General features: G+C 65.8%; 20 protein-coding genes. 14 read left to right on the top strand and 6 right to left on the bottom strand.

The window, feature by feature from the left end; all coding sequences use genetic code 11:
* Positions 1–99: 99 nt before the first annotated feature.
* Positions 100–1,011 carry an Ig-like domain-containing protein gene (locus A5740_RS03330; protein ID WP_083653923.1) on the bottom strand — a complete coding sequence of 304 codons (912 nt, stop codon included), beginning with the start codon at positions 1,009–1,011 and terminating at the stop codon, positions 100–102.
* 243 nt (positions 1,012–1,254) lie between these two features.
* On the opposite strand from A5740_RS03330, the gene A5740_RS03325 reads away from it, so the two are divergent.
* The 6 genes from A5740_RS03325 to A5740_RS03300 all read left to right on the top strand — a co-directional run bounded on the left by A5740_RS03325 (position 1,255) and on the right by A5740_RS03300 (position 6,255).
* Positions 1,255–1,989, top strand: a complete 735-nt coding sequence (locus tag A5740_RS03325; RefSeq protein ID WP_083653920.1) for a DsbA family protein — start codon at positions 1,255–1,257, stop codon at positions 1,987–1,989.
* Positions 1,986–2,846, top strand: a complete 861-nt coding sequence (locus A5740_RS03320; RefSeq protein ID WP_076191473.1) for a cytochrome c biogenesis CcdA family protein — start codon at positions 1,986–1,988, stop codon at positions 2,844–2,846. Before A5740_RS03325 ends, A5740_RS03320 begins: the two co-directional genes overlap by 4 nt.
* A 46-nt stretch (positions 2,847–2,892) precedes the next feature.
* Complete coding sequence (locus A5740_RS03315; protein ID WP_076191471.1) at positions 2,893–3,273, top strand: BlaI/MecI/CopY family transcriptional regulator; 381 nt, start codon at positions 2,893–2,895, stop codon at positions 3,271–3,273.
* On the top strand, positions 3,270–4,202 hold the full coding sequence (locus A5740_RS03310; RefSeq protein WP_076191469.1) for a M56 family metallopeptidase: 933 nt from the start codon (positions 3,270–3,272) through the stop codon (positions 4,200–4,202). Before A5740_RS03315 ends, A5740_RS03310 begins: the two co-directional genes overlap by 4 nt.
* A 78-nt stretch (positions 4,203–4,280) precedes the next feature.
* Positions 4,281–4,871: a cysteine hydrolase family protein gene (locus A5740_RS03305; RefSeq protein ID WP_076191467.1), complete on the top strand. Its 591-nt coding sequence runs from the start codon at positions 4,281–4,283 to the stop codon at positions 4,869–4,871.
* Between the two features lie 37 nt (positions 4,872–4,908).
* On the top strand, positions 4,909–6,255 hold the full coding sequence (locus tag A5740_RS03300; protein ID WP_076191485.1) for an APC family permease: 1,347 nt from the start codon (positions 4,909–4,911) through the stop codon (positions 6,253–6,255).
* On the opposite strand, the gene A5740_RS03295 is transcribed toward A5740_RS03300, so the two are convergent.
* Together A5740_RS03295 and A5740_RS03290 are read right to left on the bottom strand one after the other, a co-directional pair.
* On the bottom strand, positions 6,248–7,276 hold the full coding sequence (locus A5740_RS03295; RefSeq protein WP_076191466.1) for a fused (3R)-hydroxyacyl-ACP dehydratase subunits HadA/HadB: 1,029 nt from the start codon (positions 7,274–7,276) through the stop codon (positions 6,248–6,250). The two genes, A5740_RS03300 and A5740_RS03295, sit on opposite strands and share 8 nt — an antisense overlap.
* A gap of 126 nt (positions 7,277–7,402) precedes the next feature.
* Positions 7,403–7,975, bottom strand: coding sequence for a PadR family transcriptional regulator (locus A5740_RS03290; RefSeq protein WP_076191464.1), 573 nt, complete (start codon positions 7,973–7,975; stop codon positions 7,403–7,405).
* A 72-nt stretch (positions 7,976–8,047) separates the two neighbouring features.
* On the opposite strand from A5740_RS03290, the gene A5740_RS03285 reads away from it, so the two are divergent.
* From A5740_RS03285 to A5740_RS03265, 5 genes are all read left to right on the top strand, one after another.
* A complete protein-coding gene (locus A5740_RS03285) occupies positions 8,048–8,455 on the top strand; it encodes a nuclear transport factor 2 family protein (RefSeq protein WP_076191463.1) in 408 nt (135 codons plus the stop codon).
* 139 nt (positions 8,456–8,594) lie between these two features.
* Positions 8,595–8,948 carry a helix-turn-helix transcriptional regulator gene (locus tag A5740_RS03280; protein ID WP_076191461.1) on the top strand — a complete coding sequence of 118 codons (354 nt, stop codon included), beginning with the start codon at positions 8,595–8,597 and terminating at the stop codon, positions 8,946–8,948.
* Complete coding sequence (locus A5740_RS03275) at positions 8,939–9,424, top strand: SRPBCC domain-containing protein (RefSeq protein WP_076191459.1); 486 nt, start codon at positions 8,939–8,941, stop codon at positions 9,422–9,424. Before A5740_RS03280 ends, A5740_RS03275 begins: the two co-directional genes overlap by 10 nt.
* 211 nt (positions 9,425–9,635) lie before the next feature.
* Positions 9,636–9,902, top strand: a complete 267-nt coding sequence (locus tag A5740_RS03270; protein ID WP_076191458.1) for a hypothetical protein — start codon at positions 9,636–9,638, stop codon at positions 9,900–9,902.
* 106 nt (positions 9,903–10,008) lie between these two features.
* Positions 10,009–10,818 carry an Ig-like domain-containing protein gene (locus tag A5740_RS03265; protein ID WP_083653919.1) on the top strand — a complete coding sequence of 270 codons (810 nt, stop codon included), beginning with the start codon at positions 10,009–10,011 and terminating at the stop codon, positions 10,816–10,818.
* Positions 10,819–10,991: 173 nt separating this feature from the next.
* Here A5740_RS03265 and A5740_RS28690 read toward each other — a convergent pair whose 3' ends face one another.
* Together A5740_RS28690 and A5740_RS03255 are read right to left on the bottom strand one after the other, a co-directional pair.
* Entirely contained in the window at positions 10,992–11,495 is a 504-nt protein-coding gene (locus tag A5740_RS28690) for a hypothetical protein (protein ID WP_076191455.1), read from the bottom strand.
* A gap of 231 nt (positions 11,496–11,726) precedes the next feature.
* On the bottom strand, positions 11,727–12,530 hold the full coding sequence (locus tag A5740_RS03255; protein WP_254849063.1) for a DUF732 domain-containing protein: 804 nt from the start codon (positions 12,528–12,530) through the stop codon (positions 11,727–11,729).
* A gap of 228 nt (positions 12,531–12,758) precedes the next feature.
* Between A5740_RS03255 and A5740_RS03250 the strand changes: the two genes are divergently transcribed.
* The 3 genes from A5740_RS03250 (at position 12,759) to A5740_RS03240 (ending at position 15,451) form a co-directional block, all read left to right on the top strand.
* Entirely contained in the window at positions 12,759–13,403 is a 645-nt protein-coding gene (locus tag A5740_RS03250) for a hypothetical protein (protein ID WP_076191452.1), read from the top strand.
* Positions 13,396–14,547 (top strand): PrsW family intramembrane metalloprotease, encoded by a 1,152-nt coding sequence (locus A5740_RS03245; RefSeq protein WP_076191451.1) that lies wholly within the window; start codon positions 13,396–13,398, stop codon positions 14,545–14,547. Before A5740_RS03250 ends, A5740_RS03245 begins: the two co-directional genes overlap by 8 nt.
* Before the next feature lie 64 nt (positions 14,548–14,611).
* Positions 14,612–15,451, top strand: coding sequence for an SDR family oxidoreductase (locus tag A5740_RS03240; protein ID WP_076191450.1), 840 nt, complete (start codon positions 14,612–14,614; stop codon positions 15,449–15,451).
* Position 15,452: 1 nt separating this feature from the next.
* Here A5740_RS03240 and A5740_RS03235 read toward each other — a convergent pair whose 3' ends face one another.
* Positions 15,453–16,319, bottom strand: coding sequence for a class I SAM-dependent methyltransferase (locus A5740_RS03235; protein WP_217696679.1), 867 nt, complete (start codon positions 16,317–16,319; stop codon positions 15,453–15,455).
* Positions 16,320–16,345: the final 26 nt, after the last annotated feature.

Raw genomic sequence — 16,345 nt, 5'->3', positions numbered from 1 at the left:
GGGGGTGTGGGGCGAAGATCACGACGGCCTGAGGGGTGTCCTGTGGAGGGGGCTGGGGGTTCGTCATGGGGCAGGAGTACCCACTCCGTGCCGGGAGGTCTAACGCAGTGCGCTTCCGGCGAGCCACTGATCCCATGACGCACCCCAATCGCCGTTCTGCCAGATCGGCAGAGGTTCGCCGCCGGTGCCTCGGACTTCGAACACATCCCCGGGTTGGGAGAAGTCGTAGAACCAGCGCGCGTTGTCGGCGTTGACGTTCAGACATCCGTGGCTCGTGTTGGTGTTGCCTTGCGCCCACACCGTGCTGTCGAGCTGGTGCACGTAGATCCCGCTGTTGGTCAGGCGGACGGCGTAGTTGACCGACAGTTTGTATCCCAACCGGGAATCCACGGGCAGACCATAGCTGGAGGAGTCCATGACGACGGGGTTGGCCTTGTCCATCACGGTGTAGACCCCGGGCTGGGTCCAGAACGAAATCGTCTTACCGCCAACAGTTTCCGATCCGCCCATGCCCATCGACGTGGGGATCATCCGGACCAGTTCACCGTTGCGGTAGACGCTGATCGTCTTGGTCTTGTCGTCGGCGATGGATACGTGCGCGTCGCCGATGCGGAACGTGACGGTGCTGTCCGCCTTCGCGACCACCTGGGTGCCCGGGCGGTAATAGCTCTGCGGGCGCCAGTGGGCATGCCGACTGTCCATCCAGAACCACGAACCATCAACCGGTGGAGAGGTTTTGACCGAGAGCCGCTTTTCGGCGGCGGCGCGGTCGGTGACCGGTTCGTCGAAGCTGGCCACGATGACGGTGCCCACACCGTAGGTGCCACCGTCGACGAGTTCGGCACCTGACGTCGAGGTGAAGGTGACGCGCGTCTGATCGCGCGGGGTGAGCGTGGTGAACGTCGAAGGCTGCGTCTGGGGTATCCCGGTGAGGCCCGGGCTCGTCGCGATGACGGTAGGGGTCGGTGGTGCCGGTGAATCTGCAGACGGTGCTGCTGCGGCGTGGGCCACGGCCTCTCGGGTCAGCAGCCAGGCGGAAGCGGCCGTGATGGCGAGAACCAGCACCAGGCCGACCGCGAGTCCGGCGCGTAACCGTCGCGCGGACGCTAAGTGCGTTGGCGCAGAGCATCTTTCCTGCCGGCCAGTCGACACGGTCCCTCCTGGTCTATCGCTCGTGATCCGGCGGGCGGGTGTGCTACAACAGAGCTACGTACCTACGCCGTAGATACGTACTAGGCTAGCACGGAGGTGACAGTGAGTGGTCGACGCGAAAGTCTCCGCCGGGACATCGTCGTCATCGGAGGTCTGCTCCTGGTGGCGGCAGCGCTGATCCTGTATCTGACGGCAGGTACCGGCAACGACGGGGCGTCCGCCGCTCCTGCGTCGCGACCGGAGGCATCGGCGCGGGCAATCGCCGACGGCGTCGAGCACAGGGGCCCGCGCGGGATGGAGCGCCGTGTGCCAGGTGACCCGCTCGCCCTGGGCGACCCCGACGCACCGGTCGGGTTGGTCGTGTTCTCCGATTACCGCTGCCCGTTCTGCGCGAAGTTCAGCCGCGACACCGAACCTGAGCTCATCCGGCGGTACGTCGAGGCGGGCAAGCTGCGCATCGAGTGGCGAGACTTTCCGATCTTCGGTGACCAGTCGATGCTCGCCGCTCGCGCCGGACGTGCCGCCGCTGATCAGGGCCGGTTCTGGGAATTCAACCGCGCGGTGTATGCCGCCACGCCGGAGCGCACGAAAGCCAACCTGACCGAGGACGCCCTGATCGGCTTCGCCGAGCAGGCAGAAGTCCCTGACATCGAGAAGTTCACCGCCGGGATGCGGGGAACCGCCTATGACACCGCCATCGATGCCGATCTGTCCCAGGGCACCGCCATCGGCGTACCGAGTACACCGGCGTTCCTGATCGACGACGTTCCCTTGCTCGGCGCGCAGCCCACAGTAGAATTCATCCGCGCCATCGACGCCGCACTGGCGGACCGGTGAGCGGCATCGGCCTCCTCGGCGCCTTCCTCGGAGGTGTGGCGTCCTTGCTCAGCCCGTGTTCGGCACTACTGCTGCCCTCGTTCTTCGCCTACGCCTTCGACCGGGTGCAGTTGCTGATCGTTCGGACGGTCGCATTCTGGATCGGCCTGTGCGCGGTGTTGGTCCCGCTGGGTGTCGGTGTCGGGGCGTTGGGCACCGTGGTGACGCGCTACCGCAGTGAAGTCACCATGATCGGCGGCCTGGTCTTGATCGGGTTCGGGTTGATGGCGTTGCTGGGCAAAGGATTCGGGATACCGGCCGTGCAACGGGTCACCGCCCGGATCAACATCTCCGGCACGGTTTCGGTGCTGGTCCTCGGTGCGGTGTACGGGCTGGCCGGCTTCTGCGCCGGCCCGCTGCTGGGAGCCGTCCTCACCATGTCGGCGATGGGAGCCGATCCGATCTACGGAGCGCTGTTGATGGCGGTCTACGCCCTCGGTATGGCCGCACCGCTGTTCGTCCTGGCCTGGTTGTGGGACCGATTCGATCTGTCCCGCCGGTCCTGGCTGCGGGGCAGGCCGATCCGCCTGGGGCCGTTGCAGTCTCACACCACCTCGCTGCTCACCGGGACGGTCTTCATCGTGCTCGGCGCGGTGTTCCTGCTCACGGACGGCACCGCGAGCCTCGGCGGTGTACTGAGCGTCGACGAGCAGTACGACGTGCAGATCTGGCTGAGCAAGCTGTCAGCGCACATCAGCGACGTCGGCGTGGTGCTGGGCCTCGTGCTTGCGCTGATCGGGTGGCGATTGTTCAGGATGCGACGGCGGCAGGAAACGCCTCGAGAGGAGAAGAAGCTACTATCGCGCTACATAGGTTGACCAACGAGACGACGGTACGTGTGGCGACGTGCCTCGACAGGCGGTAATGGGCGTGGGGATAAAAGGGTTTGGTGATCTCGAGGCCGTGGTGATGGACGTGCTGTGGTCTCGTTCGGAGCCGTCGACGGTGCGTAGCGTCCACGATGAGCTCGTCGGCCGCCGCCAGATCGCTTACACCACCGTGATGTCGACCATGGACAATTTGTTCCGCAAAGGATGGCTGCTGCGGGACAAGGTCGGCCTGGCCTACCACTACCGGCCGGTGATGACCCGTGAGGAACACTCGGCGCAGCTGATGCGCACGGTGTTCGAATCCGGTGGAGACAGCGAGCTGATCCTCAACTTCTTCCTGGAGCAGATCACCGATGACGACTCGGTGAAGCTTCGGCAGATGCTTCAGCGGTTCACCGAGGAGAAGTCACGATGAACGCGGTGACGTTCCTGCTGGTTTATGCGGTCGCGTTGAGTTGGCTGGCGCCGGTGCTGATCACCGGCCACCTGCCGACCGGCATCAGCCCCCGGCTGGCGGTGACGGCCTGGCTGACGGCCGTGGCGACGGCGCTGTTGGCGTGGGCCGGCGCCCTGGTGATCCTCGTGGTGGGTGCGACGCGCAGCGTGATCACCCACACCGAGCTGACGTTCTGCGTCGAGACGTTGGGTATCGCCGACGCGGTGACGTTGCCGCCCACTGCCGCCACCATCGTGGTGCTCGCCCTGCTGCTCCTCACCGGCCTGGCCACGATCCAGACCGGGCGACGCGTCCTCGGTACGCTGCGCAGAGTCCGACGCTCCAATTGTGAACACGCAGAAGCGGTCCGGATCGTCGGTCGAGCCACCGGGGACAAGGACGTCGTCGTCATCACCGCCGATCAGCCCACGGCATACTGTGTGTCCGGCGGTGCGCGGAGCACGATCGTCGTCACCTCAGCGGCACTGGAATTGCTGAATCCGCCCCAGATGGCCGCGGTGCTGGCCCACGAGCGGGCACACCTGCGCGGGCGGCACCACCACATTGTGGCGGTGATCAACGCGCTGTTCGCCGCCCTCCCACGGTTACCCCTGCTCCGCGCCGCCGCGCGAGATGTCCCGCCGCTACTGGAGATGTGCGCCGACGACGCGGCGTCCCGCAGCTACGGCCGGGCGCCACTGCTGGCGAGCCTGGTGGCGCTCAGCACCCGCCACCGCCTACCCGACGGGGCGTTGGCGGCAGCCGGAACGGCGGTGGCGGATCGGGCGCTGCGGCTGACGCAACCACCGGGTCAGAACCGTTGGCACTTCAAGGCATTGGCGACGTCGGTCGTCCTCGTCGCAACGCTGGCGGCCCCCTCTCTGGCCTTCACGCTCTGCCTGTTGTGACGCCGACAGATGACACGTCCACGAAATTCCGCCGCCGGGCCACTGGCAAAAGACAGCGCACACCGCCACGATGGGCAGATGAGCGAAACGTTGCGCGCGTTGGCCGGATTACCCGCCCAACCGCCGAGCCTTCGAGAGTCCGCGTTGATCCTGATCGACTGCCAGGTGACCTACACCCAGGGTGTGATGGAACTCGACGGAGTGCAGCCGGCACTCGACGAAGCCGCAGCACTGCTCGATCGGGCCCGCAGTGCGGGCATTCCGGTGATCCACATCCAGCACGACATGGGTCCGGGATCGGCTTACGACATCAGGGGTGAATCCGGTGCGATCGTCGATCGGGTGGCGCCTCGCGGGGATGAACCAGTCGTGGTCAAGGGCTATCCGAATTCCTTCGTGGCCACCAATCTCGACGAGCAGCTCAAGGGGCTTGACGCCAAGAACCTGCTGTTGGCCGGATTCATGACGCACATGTGCGTCAACTCGACCGCGCGCGGGGCGTTCAATCTGGGCTACGCACCGACCATCGTCGCGTCCACCACCGCCACCCGATCACTTCCCGGAGTCGACGGACCGGTGCCGTCGTCCGCGGTGCAGGCCGCCAGCCTGGCTGCCGTCGCTGACCTGTTCGCCGTCGTCGTCCCCGACGTCACGTCAGTGCCGGACTGAGTTTGCGCACCAAGCCCCGGGGGGTATGCCGACCGGCATGACCGCGGAGGCCAGGGCGAACCGACAGCAGGATGAGCACGCCGAGGGCAAGCTCAAACGCAAGATCACCGGGCCGCTGCTGTTCTTGTTCATCCTCGGCGATGTCCTCGGAGCCGGTGTCTATGCGTTGATGGGGGTGCTGGCCGGAAAGGTCGGTGGGGTGCTGTGGGCGCCGTTGCTGATGGCGCTGCTGCTGGCGATGCTGACCGCTGGGTCATACGCCGAGTTGGTCACCAAGTACCCCAAGGCCGGCGGCGCCGCGGTATTCGCCGAACGCGCCTTCGGAAAACCGATGCTGTCCTTTCTGGTGGGCTTCGCGATGCTGGCCGCAGGGGTGACGAGTGCGGCCGGTTTGGCGTTGGCGTTCGCCGGTGATTACCTCGCAACGTTCATCGACGTCCCCATGGTGCCGGCGGCCATAGTCTTTCTCGCGCTGGTCGCTGCCCTCAACGCCCGGGGAATCAGCGAGTCGGTCAAGAGCAACGTCGTCATGACGGTCATCGAGCTGAGCGGTCTGCTCATCGTCATCATCGCCGGTGCGGTGCTGCTCGGCAGCGGGGGTGGTGATGTCAGCCGGCTCACCGAGTTCCCGGCGGGATCGGCTCCGGCACTGGCGATTCTGGCCGGTGCGATCATCGCCTACTACTCGTTCGTGGGATTCGAGACGTCGGCGAATGTCGCCGAGGAGATTCGTGAGCCGAGCAAGGTCTACCCCGTGGCGTTGTTCGGCGCGCTGATCACCGCCGGTATCGTCTACGTGCTGGTCGGTGTGGCCAGTGCGGTGGCGTTGCCGGCCGACGAGCTGCGCCGGTCGTCGGGTCCGCTGCTGGAGGTCGTGTCGGCGTCCGGGCTGGCCGTACCCGCGCACGTCTTCAGCGCGATCGCGCTCGTCGCGGTCGCCAACGGCGCGTTGCTGACGATGATCATGTCCAGCCGGTTGGCGTTCGGCATGGCCGAACATGGGCTGTTGCCAACGGTTCTCGCGCGGGTGCTACCGCGGCGCCGAACCCCGTGGGTGGCGATCGTCGCCACCACGGTGGTCGCGATGTTGCTCACCGTGGTGGGTGATCTGTCCACCTTGGCCGAGACAGTGGTGCTGCTGCTGTTGTTCGTGTTCCTGTCCACCAACGTCGCCGTGTTGGTGCTGCGCCGAGATCGGGTGGAGCACAGTCATTTTCAGGTATGGACGGCCCTGCCGATACTCGGCGTGGCCTCGTGCGTGATGCTGTTGACCCAGCAGACCGCCACGGTGTGGCTCTTCGGCGCCATCCTGCTGGCTGTCGGTGTGGTGTTGCACTTCGTGGCCCGGGCGGCGACGCGCGTCGCGCCCTCGACGGTCAGCTGAAGCGGACGTTCAGTGTCGCCAGCCCGAAGATCTTGCGGCCCCTGGCTTTTGCGCCCACGATGACGACGCCGCTGCGGCTCGCGGGGTCCAGCGACTTGATCCGTCCGCTGTATTCGATGTCGGCACCCTCGGCGGCCGGCACGACCGTGGGCTGCGACAGCCGTACCGCGTAGCGCGTCACTGCGGCGGGGTCTCCCGTCCAGGACGACGCGAACGACGCGCCCAACCCCATGGTCAGCATGCCGTGGGCGATGACATCCTCTTGTCCGGCGAGCTTGGCGATGTTCTCGTCCCAGTGCAGCGGGTTGGCGTCCCCGGCCACGCCGGCATAGTTCACCAGGTCCCCGCGGGACAACCGGGTGTGGTGCACCGGCAGTTCGTCACCGACCTTCAGGTCGTCGAACGACGGCGACTTGGGGGTGCGGGTTGTTCCGGCCTGGGCGATGTTCGCCTCGTCTTCGGGACGCACCGTCTTGTGGTACGAGCCGGATTCCTCGACGCCGAGGAGGTTGACGTCGTGCATCATCACGCCCTGCACGGCTTGCCTGATGGCCGGGTCCACCTCGTCGCCGGTGACCCCGACGACGGTGGTGTGCAGGGTGTGGACCCGCTCGCCGGCGGTGTCGGTGAACGTGTTGGTGACCGTGATCAGGTCGCGCCCGGCGACTCGGCGCACGGAGGTCAGCTCGACGTCGATGCGCAGTTCGTCGCCGCTGACGATCGGGCGGTGCTGTTCGAAGACTTCCTCGGTCTGCAGGTACATGTCGTAACCGACGACGACCGATTCGAACATGCGCTGGTTGCACGCCATCGCCGGACCGGAGGTGAACGTCAGCGGTGCGACCAGGTCGGGGTAGCCGAGCTCGGCAGCAGCGGCGAGGTCCCAGTGTGCGGGGTGGTAGTCCTGCACGGCCCGGGCGAACTCGCGCACCTTCTCCCGGCCCACCAGATAGGTGTCTTTCATCTGGTAGTAATGGCCGACGCGGGATTCGAGTGTCGACGTTTCTGCTGCTGCGGTCATGAATCTGCTCAACTTTTCTATCGGCTTGGTCGCTGAGGCCGACGAGTGCACACTAACGTCTGCCCCTCGCGGTAATCCACGTCGGTCGTTGTTGCCGGTGAAACGGGCCCGGGAACGTTTCGGCAGTCACCGGGGCGGTGGGACCACCGCCATTCGTTGCTCGATGACCTCGAGTGCGCGTAGGGCCCAGTCGATGTTCTCTTCCTCGAATCGGATTCCGCGCAGCAATGTCAGGTAGGGACCGATGCGCTCGGCCTCGGTGAGGTAGTCGTTTTCGGTGCGTCCGGCCAGCAGATGCTCCTGCGCGCGCCGGTAGCGGGCCAGTTTGGTTCTCGCCCACTGCACGCGTTCGGTGAGCGAGTTGCGGACCGCCTCGACGTTGCCAGAATCCACTGCCTGGATCTGGACCAGGAGGTCTTCGCGGATCGCGCCGGGTTTGGGTGGCTCTTCGGTGAACGTGAGCAGGGCTTGACGGCCTTTGTCGGTCAGCGAGTACAGGCGCTTGTTCGGCCGCCGGTCTTGTTCGACGAGTCGTGCGGCGATGAGGCCGTCGGCTGCCATGCGGTCGAGTTCCCGGTAGAGCTGTTGAGGCGTGGCCATCCAGAAGTTGGCGACCGACGCGTCGAACCCCTTGGCCAAGTCATAACCGGAGGCCTCGCCGTCGAGGAGCGCGGCCAGCACCGCGTCACGAAGCGCCATGCGCCGATGCTAGCAGCAAAGTTAATAATCAAAAGATTGACTATGGCACTGCGCCGTGCCTAGCATCGGCTCGTGCATCCGTTCCGAGAGGCCGTCGAGGCCCGCGACGAGGCGGCGATCGAGGCCCTACTGGCTGACGACGTGGTCTTCACCAGCCCGGTGGCATTCAAGCCGTATGCCGGCAAGCCCATCACCGCGGCGATCTTGCGCGGGGTCATGCGGGTTTTCGAAGACTTTCAGTACGTTCGGGAAATCGCCGACGCCTCAGGGCGCGACCACGCACTGGTCTTCCAGGCGACGGTGGCGGGAAAGGCGATCACCGGCTGCGACTTTCTGCATCTCGATGACGACGGCAAGATCGATGACTTCATGGTGATGGTGCGGCCGCTGTCGGGCGCGACCGCGTTGGCCGAGGCCATGGGTGCGCAGTTCGAACGGATCCAGCAGGAAGCGGCTGACGAGATCTCGCGGCAGGGTTAGCGACCCGCTCCCAGCGACGCGCCTCGTCGAGTTCGAGTGCGCGTACCCGTGTCCGCTCATGGGCGAAGCAGCCCAGTCGCCCCCGACAAAGCCTGCCGAGTCTTGACAACATACAACCAATCGGTTGTATATTTGTCCGGTGACCGAGAGCGACGAGGACCGGGCCGACGCCCTGTTCCACGCACTCGCCGACCGCACCAGGCGCGACATCATGCGGCGCGTACTGGCCGGCGAGCATTCGGTCTCAGTACTCGCGGAGAAGTACGAGATGAGCTTCGCCGCAGTGCAAAAGCACGTCGCCGTGTTGGAGAAGGCCGGCCTGCTCACCAAGCGGCGCAACGGTCGTGAGCAATTGGCCAGTGGCGACGTCGAGGCGGTGCGGTCGGTGGCGTCCATGTTGACCGAGCTGGAACAGGTTTGGCGTGGGCGCATCGCACGTATCGACGAACTCATCGCATCCGATCCGATCAAGGAGAACCCACCATGCCCGTGACCGACGTTCAACACGACCTCGACAACCTGACTCTCACGATCACCGCCGAGTTCGCGGCTCCGGTGGAGCGGATCTGGCAGGTCTATGCCGACCCCCGGCAGTTGGAGAAGGTGTGGGGCCCGCCGACCTACCCGGCGACGGTGGTCGACCACAGCCTCACTCCCGGTGGCCGGATCACCTATTTCATGACCGGCCCCGAGGGCGACAAGCATGCGGGATATTGGGATGTCACCGCGGTCGACGAGCCGACAAATTTCGCTTTCGACGACGGATTCGCCGACCTGGACTTCAATCCGAATCCAGATATGCCGGTGTCCAAAAACGTCTACACGTTCTCCGAGCAGGACGGTGGTACGCGCGCGGTCTACGTCAGCACCTACGAGACTGCCGAAGCGCTCCAGCAAGTGCTGGAGATGGGTGTCGTCGAAGGCGCTTCGTCGGCGATCAACCAGATCGATGGCCTGATCGCTGCGTGAGGGACGGTCCTTACGAAACCCGTTCCAGCAAAAATTAGGGCATTTTCACAAATGTGAATTACGTCTCTGTTGAAGCTCTTTCGATGTGCGAAAGCTATCTAAGAGAGATCCTTAATGTGTCCACGGCCAACTCGAAGCGCCGCCTCAGTTTGGCCGGACATGCTGGGCACAGATGCGATGTTTCGTGAAGCTCTGCTGGAGGTCATCGAAAATGACGACAAATACTGTCGGCTCGACTGTCATCGAGTTGGCAACGCACCCTGTCTGGTGTTCGTCGCAGCAGTATGCCCGCGAGCTCGCCGAGGCCCGGCGTCGCCATCCCTCGTCGTATCGACTTGAGGCGGACACCCACGAAACAGAGATCGACGTGCTCGAAACGGCGCCCTCGTCGAGCCACCGGACCGGCGCGCGGGTGATCACCCTCGCCTGTGCGCGCGGCGCGCGGTTGAAGGCCGTTCGCGCCGTGGCCGAACCGTGATGAACACTTGACCGAATTGCCCCGTGTAACTACGTAATCCGACGCCTGCGGACCCATACCATGACATCGTTCAAGACCATGGGGGCATCGCAGAGAGATCGGTTGGATGCGCGCGGCTGTTCAAGGTGTTCTCGTAGTGGGCGTGGTTGCCATGACCTTCTTCTCCGGTGGTATCGACAAGGTCGACACCGCGGCGGTCAATCTGCCGTTGACGTCGACCATCGAATCGATCGCGCCGACCGAAGGTGGCGCCGTCGGTGTGGGCCATCCGGTGGTGGTGACCTTCAAGAATCCGGTCGCCAACCGCGGGGTGGTCGAACGGGCCATCGGCCTCAAGACGACGCCGGCACGGACCGGCACGTACGAGTGGCTCGACAACAAAGTCGTGCAGTGGACTCCGACCGAGTTCTGGCCGGCGCACAGCACCGTGATGTTGTCGGTCGGCGGTATGCGGACCCAATTCCAAACCGGCCCAGCCGTGATCGGAGTCGCCGACATCTCCGATCACACCTTCACGGTGACGATCGACGGAATCGGTGAGGAACCGCCGATTCCACTGCCGGCCCCGCATCACCTGCCGCACGCCGGCGAGGACGGGGTCCTGCTGGCCTCCATGGGTCGCCCGGAGTACCCGACACCGGTGGGCACCTATACCGTCTTGGCGAAAGACCGTACGGTGACAATGGATTCCAGCAGCGTCGGCATTCCCGTCGACGCGTCCGATGGGTACCTGTTGAAGGTGGATTACGCCGTTCGGATCACCCAGCGGGGCATCTACGTGCATTCGGCGCCGTGGGCGGTGCCGTCGATGGGCCTGGAGAACACGAGTCACGGTTGCATCAGCCTCATCCCGGCTGCCGCCGAGTGGTACTTCAACACCGTCAACATCGGCGATCCGGTGATCGTCCAGGAGTAGCAACCTCCTCTGGTGGCGTATCCGGACCGGCGAATCCCCGAGTAGCGAATCACCTTGTGGCGAAACGCCTTGTGGGGTAACAGTTCACTCAACAATCAAGACCACTACCGGCACAACAATCAAGGCGCCTGGCTCACGAGCCAGGCGCCTTGACTGACGCTGTGCGGGTTTGCCTATCCGGTGGCCCCACCGCCGGGTCCCGGCAGGGTCGGATCACCGGCCACCGGTCCGCCCCCGGGCGAAACGGTCGGTACGCCCTTGCCGGTACCCGCGGCGACGGCGATCGGAGCGGAAGCCGCGGCGGGGACGATGGGTGCGGCGGGGACCACCGGTGCGGCGGGCACGATGGGCACCGGGGGCGGCGCCAGCGGGACCGGAGGAAGACCGACCGGCGGCGGGGCCAGGGGCACTGGCGGCACCGCCGCGGGCGGCACCACCGGCATCGGCAGCACGGCCACCGGTGCCGCGGGGACGACGCCGGCGGCTTCGACCGCTGCCGCCGAGCACACCGCCCCGGCGGGAGCCGCACCGGCAGCCCCCTCGAGGCACTTGTACCCGCCTGTCTTGAAGTCCAGGGCCGCCGCGTGCGGGCTTAACGCGACTGCTGCCGCGAGTGCCGTCGCACACAGGCCGGCACTGACAACGGATTTGACCGGGATTCGAGCAAATGTAGTCATACCCGACGAGCTCCCTTGATTGGGCTGGAAAATTACAGCGGTGATAATTGTGCAGAGCTGAACCGTAGAGCTGCCAGGAATCGGTGTCCATGCAAGTTGTCAGATGGTTGCGCGGTTGACATGTGAGCGAGCCGGACTCGTGACCGCTTTGTTTTCAACCGGCGAGCTCCGTCGCGACGGCACTGCGCGCGTCGGCCGTCCCATCTGCGGCAACGGGCGTCTTTCGCAAACTCACTGTCCCAGCTGAACCTGAATGCCTTTGGCCACAAGCTGTTCGAACGTGTAGGTGAACTCGCCACGATGTCCGACGGTCAGCACGTAGTGGTCCTGGCCCTCGGTCAGGTCGACGGTGAAGGAGAAGGTGCAGTTTGCCGGCCCCGCCTTGCGGGCCCCGAGGGTGGTGGTGGCCAGGATTTCGCCCTTACCGCTCTTGACCGTGACGGGGGTGGTGGGGTTGACGTCGGAATAGCCGTTGGCGCCCTGACACGATGTTCCGTCCATGGCGATGCCATCGAGGCCGGCGTTGTCCAGGAGCACGAATCTTCCGTTGACCGTGGCCTTTTCGAGCACCCGAAAGCCCTGGGAGAAATGGGGACAGAACGCGTCGACGGCGATCTTGTCGGCCACCGGCCCTTGTTGGGGGTCGCCGTCCTCCAGGTGCCGGCATACCTGCCGCCCGTGGGCGACGGCGTTGGCGTCGGAGTTGAACTGATCGCTGACGCCGGAATCTTTGAGTGCCGAGAGGTAACCGGCCTCCGGTGGCGGCGGTGGCCGTCGGCCCGCCACCAACAGGACCCAGACCACTGCGGCGGTCAACACGATGACGGCGGTGGCCGCCCCGGTGCCGAGCCAGGTCGAGCGGATACCCGATTTGGGTAGCTCGAGGTAATCCGGCAGCATCCGACCGCCGGCCGGGTCGGTCGATGCGGCCCGGCCGTCGCGAACCCGGTTCGTCGGGTGTCCGGTGACGAAGTAGCGGCCCTCGTGCCGGCCCGTGGGATCGGGGCGCCATCCGGTGGACGCCGTGCCGTGCACCTGCCCGCAACGGCTACAGGTGCCGGCTGCGTCTAGATCTGAGCCGCAATAGGGGCACGTCGTCCCCGCGCCATTCTTTGTCATCACCGTCCTCTACAAAACTGGATTATCGGACCTTCCCGACGAGTCAGAGCGCCTTTCCGTCGCGAAGGGGCCGGTTTGCCGATAATTTGCATTCGAAAACACAATGCGGGACATCCGATTGCGAGGCGAGATTTGTCGACACCGATGACTGTCCCTTCCGGCGAGACCACTGCCGGCTACGAACCGGATCCCCGATGGGTCCCCGTGGACCGACGATGGTGCGGTCTGGACCGGGTCACCCTGGCGCCGGCCGTTGCCGTGCTCGTCCTGTGGGTGCTGATGGCAGTCTTGATCCCGGTCGTCAACGACGCGGCCCACTATCGGGAGCAGGCTGCCGCCGGGGACGTCATCCAGCTTTCCGACGACGTCACCTTCGTGCCCGAACCCGGCTGGGGGATCACCGCCGGCGTCCGCCGCGGCGACGCGCCGGCCACCGGCTATCCCGACACCGCGACCGTCGTCGACGGCGACACGTCGATGACAGTGGTCGCCGAGGAATTCGACGGGGACGACGACGAACTGCTGACCGGCATGGAATCGGCCCGCATGTCCGATGACGCCGACACCGGCACCGGACCGCGCAGCACCGTGATCACCGACCAGGGCCATACGGGCGTCACGGTGGAGCTCGCCGATGCCGTCTCACGGCAGGTGCTGGCCGCCTTCGTCATCGACGGGATCGGGATCAGGGTGCTGTCGATCGCACCACCGGACGCCACCAACGACGACCGGGACGCGGTGAGCCGCATGATCCGAAGCGTCCGGCGACAGGTGGTCGAGAATGACTGACATCCAGCGACCCACGGTTCCCGACGAGCTGCTGGTCGCCCGGGCCCGGGCGATCGACCTGTCTGGATGGCAACGCCCGTTCGTGCTGCTCCAGCCGCGCAACCTCGCGTTCTGGGTCTACGCGCTGTTGGTCGGCGCCGGCATCGCGGGTTTCATCGACCTGGTCGGCGGCTACGACTCGACATCGGTGATCAGCGCGGTCGTGGTGTTCAGCATCTACGCCGCGGTGTTCTGGTGGCTGACCCAGCGGGCCGACCGGTACACCGAACTGCCCGCCAAGCTGATGATCGCCGCCCTCCTGTGGGGCGGGTTCGCGGCGACCTGGGCGATGGCTGCGGTCGCCAACTCCGCGCTCGGTGATCTCTATGGCAAGGAGCTCGGCCAGCGATGGGCCCTGGACTGGTCGGCCGGATTGTCGGCACCCGTCACCGAGGAGCTGGCGAAAGGTGCGGGCCTGCTCCTGCTGATCGCGTTGGCGCGACGGATCATTCGGACCGCGTTCGACGGGTTCATCGTGGGGTTGCTGATCGGTCTGGGGTTCCAGATCCTCGAAGACGTGTCCTACGCGCTGCGGGATGCGCCCGCGATGGGATCGACCATCGTGCTGCGAATGGTGACCGGTATCAGCGGGCATTTCGCCTACAGCGCGATCTTCTGTGCGGGTCTGGTGTATCTGCTGGGCCGCCCGGCGGAACCGCGCAACATCCGCCGCGGCGTGGTACTTGTCGTGACAGCGCCGGTGCTACATGGGTTGTGGGATTCCGCCGGAACGATCGTCGGCGGAAACGTGTTGCTGCTCCTGCTGCTGTGGTTGTTCATCGTGGTGATCACCCTGACTGTGTTCGGTCGGGTTTTCGCGTTGACGGTGCCTCGCGAGCGGGCTCTGCTGCGCGACGTCATGGCGCCCGAGGCGGCCGCCGGTGTCCTCACCGCGGCCGAACTCGATGCCATGACCGGAAACCGGAAAGCTCGTCGGGCGTACCGCAAGGCCCATCGACGCCCGCGCCGGCAACGTCGCCATGCCGCACAGATCCTTGACGCCGCCTACGATCTGGCCCGGGAGCGCGGCGCAGAGACCGGCCGGGTCCAATTCGCCCGAGCTGAGATCAGCAGGATCCGCAACCACGAGCCGTCGCCGTGGTGACCGCTGAGCACCCTGCGCCACCCCACCCGGATGGCGCCGATCATGCAGCGATACGGTGCCCCACATGACTCGGGTGACGGTGATCACAGGTGGTGCCGGTGGCATGGGACTGGCGACGGCCAAGGTCGTCGGTCGCGAACAGGCGGTGGTGTTGGGCGATGTGCGGCAGGAGCGTCTTGACGGCGCGGCCGCCGCGTTGCGCGAGCTGGGTATTGCGGCCACGCCGGTGAACGCCGACGTCACCGATCCCGAAGCCGTCGACCGGCTGCTGAAGACGGCGTCAGAGGTGGGCACCGTGAGCGCGGTCATCCATGCGGCCGGCGTCAGCCCGAGCATGGGAGATGCCGAATACGTCATGCGGACGAATGCGCTGGGCACGCTGCTCGTCAACGAGGCGTTTTTCGCCGCCGGCGGCGAGGGGTCGGCGATCGTCAACGTGGCTTCGATGGCGGCGCACCTGCTGCCCGACGAGATCATCCCGGTGCAGCACTTTCCCTTGGCGTTGCAGGACCGGGACCGATTCCTCACCGAGATGTTGGCGGCGTGCGAACTGGCACCGGAGGAGATGCGTTCGGGTCTGTCCTATGCCATCAGCAAGGCCTTCGTGAAGTGGTACAGCTCGTCGCAGGCCGAGCGGTTCAACGGCCGCGGGCTGCGAATCGTCTCGGTGTCCCCGGGCTCGATCGACACCGAGATGGGCCGGCTGGAGGAACAGGCCGGGGCCGGGGCGATGGTGGCCGACGCCGCGGTTCCGCGCTGGGGCAAGCCCGAGGAGATGGCCGATCTGCTGGCCTACTGCGCGAGCGACCGTGCGGGCTACCTCACCGGCACCGACATCCTCAACGACGGCGGAGTCGTCGCCTCGATGCGCGAGCGGGCTCGACTGGCGTCGGCCAACTCCTAGCTCAGCCGAACTCCAGCAGCGTATAGGCACCGCGAAACTGCTTGGTGGGCTTGAACTGCCAGAAGGCGGGGAACATCCTGCGGAAGAACCAGCCGCGTCCGGCGGGCATCGGCAGGTCGTGCACGGCCTTGATGCCCGGCACGGTGCGCGCCAGATCGGCCAGTTGCGCGGGGGACAGGCTGAACGGCATCGGCGGCACCCGGTAGTGCTTTGACGACCGCACCCCTTTGGGGGCGAACTTCTTGACCGCCGTCGGCGGCAGGTCGAAGATCATCTGACCACCCGGAAAGTGCTTGGCGCACGCGGTGATCAGACCCATCGCTTCTTCGGGCTGCAGGTACATCAGGAGGCCCTCGGCCGTGATGAACACGCCCTGGGAGCGGTCTACCTGGTCCATCCAGCTGTAGTCCAGCGCCGACTGGGCCCGGGCGGTGATGCGATCGGAGGACGGCAGCAACCGGTCACGAAGCGCGATGATCGGCGCGAAATCCACCGTCAGCCACCTGAACCGGGCATCGGGCACGGCAGCGTTCAGCCGCCAGAAACTGGTTTGCAGACCTTCGGCCAGCGCCACCACCGTGGCGGTCGGATGATCTTTGAGATACCTCGCGGCGGCCCGGTCGAAAGCCAGCGAACGCAAAGCCATCTCCTGGCCTTTGCGTCGGCCGAACTTATCGAAGTCGAAGTCGATCGCATCGGCCAATCGGATGGCCATCGGATCGTCGATGATGGCCGCGGTATGGCGCGCCTGGTGGGCCCGACCGTTGAGGGTCAGCAGGGCGGTCTCGGAAACACCGGTCAGGGCCCTGGCATCGACTTTGCCGTCGACCTTGCTTTCGTCGACTGTGCGTTCGTCCGGGTGATCCACCGGGTCCAACCTACCTTCGCCGGTAT

This window comes from Mycobacterium sp. GA-1841, from assembly GCF_001954135.1.
GTDB lineage: Bacteria > Actinomycetota > Actinomycetes > Mycobacteriales > Mycobacteriaceae > Mycobacterium.
This window is presented reverse-complemented; position numbering and strand designations above follow the sequence as displayed.

What these genes read in the sequence shown, in the direction of transcription:
- A5740_RS03300 (WP_076191485.1), top strand. Translation starts at nt 4,909, where the DNA reads ATGACCGCGGAGGCCAGGGCGAACCGACAGCAGGATGAGCACGCCGAG.
- A5740_RS03305 (WP_076191467.1), top strand. Translation starts at nt 4,281, where the DNA reads ATGAGCGAAACGTTGCGCGCGTTGGCCGGATTACCCGCCCAACCGCCG.
- A5740_RS03290 (WP_076191464.1), bottom strand. Translation starts at nt 7,975, where the DNA reads ATGGCGCTTCGTGACGCGGTGCTGGCCGCGCTCCTCGACGGCGAGGCC.
- A5740_RS03245 (WP_076191451.1), top strand. Translation starts at nt 13,396, where the DNA reads ATGACTGACATCCAGCGACCCACGGTTCCCGACGAGCTGCTGGTCGCC.
- A5740_RS03310 (WP_076191469.1), top strand. Translation starts at nt 3,270, where the DNA reads ATGAACGCGGTGACGTTCCTGCTGGTTTATGCGGTCGCGTTGAGTTGG.
- A5740_RS03270 (WP_076191458.1), top strand. Translation starts at nt 9,636, where the DNA reads ATGACGACAAATACTGTCGGCTCGACTGTCATCGAGTTGGCAACGCAC.
- A5740_RS03250 (WP_076191452.1), top strand. Translation starts at nt 12,759, where the DNA reads ATGACTGTCCCTTCCGGCGAGACCACTGCCGGCTACGAACCGGATCCC.
- A5740_RS03275 (WP_076191459.1), top strand. Translation starts at nt 8,939, where the DNA reads ATGCCCGTGACCGACGTTCAACACGACCTCGACAACCTGACTCTCACG.
- A5740_RS03240 (WP_076191450.1), top strand. Translation starts at nt 14,612, where the DNA reads ATGACTCGGGTGACGGTGATCACAGGTGGTGCCGGTGGCATGGGACTG.
- A5740_RS03315 (WP_076191471.1), top strand. Translation starts at nt 2,893, where the DNA reads ATGGGCGTGGGGATAAAAGGGTTTGGTGATCTCGAGGCCGTGGTGATG.
- A5740_RS03265 (WP_083653919.1), top strand. Translation starts at nt 10,009, where the DNA reads ATGCGCGCGGCTGTTCAAGGTGTTCTCGTAGTGGGCGTGGTTGCCATG.
- A5740_RS28690 (WP_076191455.1), bottom strand. Translation starts at nt 11,495, where the DNA reads ATGACTACATTTGCTCGAATCCCGGTCAAATCCGTTGTCAGTGCCGGC.
- A5740_RS03295 (WP_076191466.1), bottom strand. Translation starts at nt 7,276, where the DNA reads ATGACCGCAGCAGCAGAAACGTCGACACTCGAATCCCGCGTCGGCCAT.